Origin of the sequence: Neobacillus drentensis, assembly GCF_036966985.1 — a bacterium.
Lineage (GTDB): Bacteria > Bacillota > Bacilli > Bacillales > Cytobacillaceae > Neobacillus > Neobacillus drentensis_E.
In genome coordinates this window covers 1-7,768 of record NZ_JBALSN010000150.1, presented here as the reverse complement: position 1 = coordinate 7,768, position 7,768 = coordinate 1, and the positions used below count along the sequence as shown (strand labels likewise).

Genomic DNA, 7,768 nt, shown 5'->3' with positions numbered 1-7,768 from the left:
GTTCTTTAAATATCCTGCGACTTCATTATTAAAATAAACAAAAAAGAATTGCGAAGAAATATTAGTTAATTCTTTTTCTAATTGTTCTAAGTTAAATGCTCTTTCCAAATAGGTAGTCATATTTTCGTGTGAATTTTGGTCCTTAAATGTCTCATTAAATGTTACATAACTAATTTCTTGAAGGATGCGTAAATCTTCAAGGGTACACTGTTTTATGTTAATAGTCATTTTAATATATCGCTCCTTTATATAATCAATAATTTCTCTTGTTTCCCTTTTTTACAAATTCCCAGTCTTTTTCTACATTTTTTCTAACCTTTTGAAGAAGAGTAAAAANNCTACTTCCCTTTCGGAAAATCCCTCTAATGCAACGGTATTGGAGTAATCATTCTCTCTTCTTATAAATGGATAAACATTTAGCCCTTTCTCTGTTGGAAAAAGCTTTTTAATTTTTTTGTTATGTTCATCTTCTTTCTTTTCAATAAAACCATTCATTTGAAGTTTTTTTATAGAACGAGCTGCCGTTGTCCGGTCTACTTTTATCATTTCAGCTAACTTTTCTTGAATGATTCCTGGGCTTTCACATATTCGCACCAGGTACAAATACTGACCTTTTGTAAGGTCATATTCTTTAAATTCTAAATTACTTATAGAATCTAATGCCCTTGCGATCATTCCAATTTCTCGTAAAATTTCTTTCATGATTATCTCCTTAAGGTACTTTTTTGTTGCATTTACTACAAAATTAATATAAATTAAATTTAACCTAATTTTATTGCATTTGCAACAAAATTATCAAGGTCATATAAAAATTAAAAGGACTGAAAAAAATGTATGCAAAAAGAATAACGATGGATGAAGATTTAAAGGCAGCATTTGCTATTCGGGAACAAGTATTTGTGAAGGAACAAGGTGTACCACTAGAAGATGAATTTGATCAATTTGATACACTGAATGGTCTTTGCGAACACATATTAGTCCATTATAATGAACAAACAGTCGGTACGGGAAGGATCAGGTTTATTCATGGAGTAGGGAAATTGGAGAGAATCTGTATCCTTGAACCTTACCGTAAATTTGGGCTTGGAAAAATCATAATACAAGCGTTAGAAGAAATTGCGGAAAAGCGAGGAGCCTCGCAGGTTAAATTACATGGACAAACTCAGGCAGAAGGATTTTATAGAAAACTAGGGTTTAGGACATCATCTACAATCTTTATGGAAGATGGAATCCCACATATTCTCATGCTCAAAGAATTATCTACTAAAAAATGATGATGAGATCGAGTAAAGCTAAATTTGTTGTTTATGTATTAGGAATATTACTATTAACCCTTGGTATTTCTTTAACTATAAAATCAGACCTAGGTACTTCACCCTTTGATGCAGTTTTGGTAGGACTGTCCATAAATGTGGGGCTTACAGTGGGAAGTTGGGAAATAATAATAGCTTTCATTTTGATAGGTTGTAATTCAATTTTAAAAAGACAACATCCAGAAGTTTTGGGGTTGTTAACAGCATTTATCACTGGTATTGGTATTGATATGTGGCTTTTTTTATTGCACCATTTGATAACACCTGAACTATGGTACAGCAAAGTTGTTTGTTTTGGGATCGGTTTAGTTGTTATAGGATTAGGCACTGCAACCTATTTACACACAAATTTTGCACCAATTCCCGTTGACCGGTTAACATTAATCATACAAGAATTAACTAGAACAAATATATTCTTTTCGAGAACATTCATTTACCTCGTATTCTTGATAATGGCTATGATATTAAATGGACCAATTGGCGTTGGAACTTTATTAACCGTTTGTTTAGGGGGGCTAATACTTAATTACTTCATGCCATTTACTGAAAAAGTATTAGACCGCATATTAAAACACTCCTGGACAATACCCCATAATGATAAAGAAAAAAACATTTAATTAAGGCAACCGTAAAAAAGGTGTCATGCACCATCCAAAAAAATTCTGGATGGTGCCTGACACCCATTTACTCATTTTAACAATTTATAGAAGTCTAATCTCTGTTTTGCATTTTCTTTAATGATGATATCTACGCCGGTATCAACGACTTTTTCAACATTTTTCCCTTTTGTTACTTTCAATGCTGTTTCAACGCTTAAATACCCCATATCATAAGGGTTTTGTGCTACTGTACTTGAGATCGTTCCATTCTTTATTAAATTCAGCATATCTGGAATTCCGTCTGCTCCTATGACTGGTATAGTAACACCTTGTTCCTTCAATACTTTTATTACAAGTAAAGCGGAGATGTCATGAGTCGCAAAGACTCCCTTAATATCAGGATGATCATGCAACATCTTTGTCATTTCTTTTTTTACTGTCTTTGCATCATCCGAATTCCATACTGTTTCTGCCGCTACTATGATCCCTGCATCTTTTAAAGCCATTTTAGCTCCATTTATCCGTTCTCTAAATACTGAGATTGATAAATGTCCACCGATAATGGCAACTTTATTTCCAGGTTGAAGTTGCGAGGCTAAAAGCGAGCCTGCCTTTTTTCCTAGATCTACGTTATCGGTACCGATATAAGAAGTTTTATTTTCCCAAGGATTATCTTGATCTACTAACAATACAGGAATTTTCTTTTGTTTCGTATACTTATCCAATAAAGGTATAACCGTTGAATCAATAGGTGCAACAATTAATACATCTGGATTTTCTTGATAAGTCTTCTCTAATAATCTCCTTTGTTCTTTAGTAGAACCATCAAGTGGTGCGATAACTTTCCCGTCCATACCAAAGTCACTAAACGCTTTTTCAGCACCTGCTTTAACAATTTCCCAATATTGTGTGTCCATATTCTTTAAAACAATAACCACTTTCGGTCTTTCGTCTGCAAATGATTTAGAAATAAAACTTATAATGATAACAGAAATAACTGCTCCAACAAGAATAACTAGTTTTCCTTTTTTGAACACTACATCCTCCCCTCTCTTTTCGTTTAAGAAATGAAACTCTCACTGATTAGGACTGGAATTTAATTGAAAGCGGATCGAGAAAACAGTTCCCTCATCCCCTGTTGTGATATCAATTTCGGCATGATGTCGTTTAGCTACACTGTAGCAAATAGCCAAACCTAATCCTGTTCCCGTCTCCTTCGTTGTAAAGAAAGGTGTTCCTAGTTTTTGTAGTACTTCCGGGCTAATGCCATGACCTTGATCTATTATTTCTAAAACGACGGTCTGATTTTCCGTATATGTTTTTATGGTAAGTATTCCGTTAGAAGACATGGCATCTAGCCCATTTAATGCAATGTTTAAAATCAGTTGACGGATTTCTTTCTGATCTATGAATATATCCGGACACTGATTTAATTCCAACTTAACATGTTTACTTGACCGAAAAGCTTCAGCTTGAATTAATGGAGATAATGCTTCAAGTATCCTATTTAAGTTTTGCTTTTTCTTCACACTAACCTTGTTTTTGGCTAAATTAAGGAATTCTGTAATAATAGAGTTCGCCCTTGTTAATTCATCTAACATCAAATCAATGATCTCTGCTGATAGATTAGCACTGTCATTCCTTGATAATTGTAAAAATCCTTGAACAGTAGTCATGGGATTTCTAATTTCATGGGCGATTCCTGCTGCCATCTCACCGATTAAATTCAAACGGTCTAAGCGGGACATCTCTTTCTCTAGGTGAACGGTGTCCGTAATATCTGTTAAAACAATGAGCGTACATGGTTCCGGATGGATATCAATCATTTCAGTCGATAATAATCCATCGCGAATTTCGCCGTTTTTCGTCTTATAGCTAATTTTCTTATTACGAATTTTCAGATCCAGATTTATAGGCTTTCCTGTGAATTCATCAATAAAATTCTTTACATTTATTTTGCGCTTCTCCAACTCTGTCATGCTATAACCAGTAAAGTTTAACCAACTAGTATTTACTTCAATAAAGGTTAAATTCTTCTGAGAAAAAATCGCCATTAAACAGGGACTAGATTCAAAGATTTTACGAAATCTTTCTTGGGAACGGTACAGATGGCTGGCGATTTTTTCTCGTTCCTCTATCTCATTTTGTAGTCTCTCATTAGCCCTTATCAGTTCTTGGGTTCGTTTTTCTACTATTTGTTCCATATTATTGTATTGAAGTTTCTTAATCTCCTCTATCTGCTTCCTTTCTGTGACATCTCGAATGCTACATACAAAGAGGTTTTGCTTTTCAATGGTGGTTTCACCAATTAGAATGTCAGCATGAAAGTGACTTTCATCTTTCCGAACAGCTACCGATTCTACCACCTTTCCTGCGGATTTTTTTATAGTGGATAGTAAAGAAAACGAAGAATCTTGGACATGATCTCCCATCCATGTTAGAAAAAGTTTCAAAACATTGCCGCCGATTAATTCCTCAGCTCTGTATCCAAACATGCTTTTTATTGCTGGATTCACCGATAATATAGATCCCTGATCGTCAAACGTAATGATCGTGTCAACGATGGTTTCACCAATAACTTTAGATAATGCCTCTGTACGACGTAAATTTAAGGTGGTTCGATCTAACTTTTTATTCATCTCATTCAGTTCAACTTTACGTTCTCGATCAGTTTGAATGATATTTTCTTGATGATTTTGGTGAATTTTAACAAATTGTTCAATTTTATACTTCAATGTTTTTGGATTAAAGGGTTTCATAATATAATCAATGGCCCCAACTGAATACCCTTCATACACATGTTCCATATCTAGACTAATCGCTGTAATAAAAATAATTGGAATATGCCTGGTTTTTTCTCGAGCCTTAATAAGCTTCGCTGTTTCAAAACCATTTAACCCAGGCATCTGTACATCTAGTAAAATAACAGCAAAATCTTGTTTAAGCATACATTTTAACGCTTCTTTACCTGAATTTGCGCTAACCAAGTGATAATTGGGAGATGTAAGTACAGCTTTCAATGCTAATAGGTTTTCAGGATGATCATCCACCATTAATATATTTACCTTATTAGAATGGGGACTAGTTAACTTTTCGATAGAGTTTTTCTGATGTGTCAAATTCTCTGTAACAGTGTTCATAACTTGTAAATTTTATCCCCTCTCTTATACCCAACCCAAGAAACCCTGCTGGGCTTAGGCTCTTATATAATAACGTGTGGACATGATTTTGAAGAACCTTATTAAAATAGATTAAGACATTCCGGCATATAATAATATCAAACTCGTTAAACGATTGGTCTGTTACTAAATTGTGCTGGGCAAACACCACATTTTTTTGCAAAAAGGAATGGAAAAATACTTTATGATCCACTGCCTTGTAATACTCTGAAAAAGCCCTTTTCCCGTCTGCCTCGATATAGTTTTTAGTGTAGAGCTGCATCCTGTCTAAAGGGAAGGTCCCTTGCTTCGCCTTTTCTAAAACACATTTGTTAATATCAGTAGCAAAAATTCTCGTTTTTTCGTAAATCCCTTCTTCATGTAAGAGAATAGACATAGAATAGACCTCTTCTCCTGAAGAACAGCCAACATGCCAAATTCGAATTTCAGGATAATCTTTTACTAAAGGGATGATCTTTGTTCGGAATGTCTTAAAAAATGAAGGATCCCGAAACATCTCTGTTACATTAATCGAGAAATCAGAAAGCAATTCCCCCATGACAACTGGATCACGAAGTACTTTTTCCTGGAGAGCAGATATGCTAGGTAGATTTTCCTTACGTACACGATGGTTAATTCTCCTTTGAATGAAAGGAAAGGCATAGTTTCGAAAATCATAACCATAAAATCGAAAAACGGCCTCAAGCAGTAGATCGATTTCTATTCTTTCTATTTCATCTGTCTGTAGAATATTAGGCTTTATTATCAAATTCTCTCCCCTCCTTACTATACAGCCATACTTGCATTAAGGAAAATAACTGGTCTAAGTTAATCGGCTTACTGATATAATCCGTTGCTCCCGCATCTAAACATTCTTCTCTGCTGCGCTTCATTGCCTTAGCTGTAAGGGCGATGATCGGGATTGTTTGGAATTCAGTTAGATGACGAATTCGCCGCATTGCTTCAAATCCATCCATCTCTGGCATCATAATGTCCATTAAAATGAGGTCTGTTTCTGGATTTTCCTTTAATACCTCAATACCTTCACGGCCATTTTCTGCTACAATTATATCCATTTCAAACTTCTCAAGTGCAATGGTTAAGGCATACACATTTCGTATATCATCATCTACAATGAGAATTTTCTTGTTTTTCAAAGAAGAAATGCCATCTTGTTTTATTGGACCTGCTAAATCTTTGAGTGAATCATCCTCATAAAGACTTATGGCAGCTTCTTCCAAAGCGGTATTTTCTACTATTTTGCTGGTTGATTGAAAGTATGGCAAATATAAAGTGAAGGTGCTTCCATTTCCCTTCGTACTAGAGACCTCTATAAATCCACCTAATAATTGGGCCATTTCGCGACTAATGGACAGTCCTAATCCAGTGCCTCCATATTGACGACTTGTCGTTCCATCTGCTTGTTTAAAGGCATCAAATATTGTTTCTTGTTTGTCTTTATCAATGCCAATTCCAGTATCGATCACGGAGAAAGCAAGCATCGAATGCTCTCGAGTTTCACCCTCAAAAAGCTGCCCACTGATGTCTTTTATTTCCTTCCGAATATCTAATAATACACTGCCACGTTCAGTAAACTTAAACGCATTTGAAAGGAGATTTTTTAAAATTTGCTGTAAGCGTTGTTCATCAGTATAGAATGTCCTTGCTAAACTTCCTTCCATCTTAATTGAAAACTGTACATGTTTTTGAATCGCTAGAGGGGAAAATTGTCTTTCAATAAAATCTTGGACATCATGAAGATCTACCTCTTTAGGATTAACATCTAATTTTCCTGACTCTACTTTCGCCAAATCTAAGACATCATTGATTAAATGAAGTAAATCATTACCAGATGAGTAGATCGTCCGAATATACTCAACCTGCTCAACGGAAAGGTTACCATCCCCGTTTTCAGCAAGTATTTGCGCTAAAATTAGTAAACTATTAAGTGGAGTTCTTAACTCGTGTGACATATTGGCTAGAAACTCGGATTTATATTGAGAGCTAAGTTCTAATTGTTGCGCTTTTTCTTCAAGCGCCTCTCTCACCTTTTCAATTTCCTTGTTCTTTTGTTCAGAGGCTATATACTGCTCCTCAAGTTTTTCATTCGTCGTCCTTAATTCCTCTTGTTGTAACTGCAGTTCTTCTGATTGAGATTGGAGTTCTTCTGTCAATGCTTGTGATTCTTGCAATAATCTTTCTGCTTTCATATGACTAACAATACTGTTTATCTTGATGCCTATATTATTAGTTACTGCTTCTAATAACTTAACCTGGAGGGGACAAAAGTTCTCAAATGATGCAATTTCAATGACAGCTAGTACATCATTTTCAAATTGAATCGGTAAAATAATAATATTTTTTGGTGAACCAACTCCCGTGCCTGATCCTATTTTTACGTAATGATCTGGAACATTGGTGAGTAAAATGGAACGTTTTTCAAGGGCGCACTGTCCGATAAGGCCTTCTCCAAAACGAAACCGCATATAATCTTTATTATCATCTAGAGAAGCATAGGCAGATATCTTCTTTAAATACTGCTCTCTCTCTTCTACTTCCTTTACATAGAAAACTCCGCAACTTGCTCCCACCATCGGGACAAGCTTTGTAATTAACAATTCTGCTAAAATGGAAACATTTTCAACTTCCGGATAAATGGTGGCTATTTCAGCAATTTTTGCATTAAGCCAACTTTGCT

Annotated in this window: 6 protein-coding genes and 2 pseudogenes; 2 read left to right on the top strand and 6 right to left on the bottom strand. The window is 35.1% G+C overall.

The features are described 5' to 3' along the window. Both V7659_RS10415 and V7659_RS10410 read right to left on the bottom strand, forming a co-directional pair. Positions 1 to 228, bottom strand: a pseudogene (locus V7659_RS10415) (GNAT family N-acetyltransferase); the annotation flags it as partial. 25 nt (positions 229 to 253) lie between these two features. Beyond that, positions 254 to 702, bottom strand: a pseudogene (locus tag V7659_RS10410) (MarR family winged helix-turn-helix transcriptional regulator). A gap of 128 nt (positions 703 to 830) precedes the next feature. On the opposite strand from V7659_RS10410, the gene V7659_RS10405 reads away from it, so the two are divergent. Together V7659_RS10405 and V7659_RS10400 are read left to right on the top strand one after the other, a co-directional pair. Continuing rightward, complete coding sequence (locus tag V7659_RS10405) at positions 831 to 1,274, top strand: GNAT family N-acetyltransferase (protein WP_335539931.1); 444 nt, start codon at positions 831 to 833, stop codon at positions 1,272 to 1,274. After that, the gene (locus V7659_RS10400) at positions 1,271 to 1,930 is read left to right on the top strand and encodes a YczE/YyaS/YitT family protein (protein ID WP_335539929.1); all 660 of its coding nucleotides are present in this window, start codon (positions 1,271 to 1,273) and stop codon (positions 1,928 to 1,930) included. Before V7659_RS10405 ends, V7659_RS10400 begins: the two co-directional genes overlap by 4 nt. A gap of 71 nt (positions 1,931 to 2,001) precedes the next feature. On the opposite strand, the gene V7659_RS10395 is transcribed toward V7659_RS10400, so the two are convergent. The 4 genes from V7659_RS10395 to V7659_RS10380 all read right to left on the bottom strand — a co-directional run. After that, complete coding sequence (locus V7659_RS10395) at positions 2,002 to 2,949, bottom strand: sugar ABC transporter substrate-binding protein (RefSeq protein WP_335539927.1); 948 nt, start codon at positions 2,947 to 2,949, stop codon at positions 2,002 to 2,004. Positions 2,950 to 2,988: 39 nt separating this feature from the next. Continuing rightward, the gene (locus tag V7659_RS10390) at positions 2,989 to 5,052 is read right to left on the bottom strand and encodes a PAS domain S-box protein (RefSeq protein ID WP_335539925.1); all 2,064 of its coding nucleotides are present in this window, start codon (positions 5,050 to 5,052) and stop codon (positions 2,989 to 2,991) included. Continuing rightward, on the bottom strand, positions 4,994 to 5,839 hold the full coding sequence (locus V7659_RS10385; RefSeq protein WP_335539923.1) for a CheR family methyltransferase: 846 nt from the start codon (positions 5,837 to 5,839) through the stop codon (positions 4,994 to 4,996). The genes V7659_RS10390 and V7659_RS10385 overlap by 59 nt, the downstream gene beginning before the upstream one ends. Then, on the bottom strand, positions 5,823 to 7,768 hold a 1,946-nt coding region (locus V7659_RS10380), incomplete at its 5' end, for a hybrid sensor histidine kinase/response regulator (protein WP_335539921.1). The genes V7659_RS10380 and V7659_RS10385, both read right to left, overlap by 17 nt.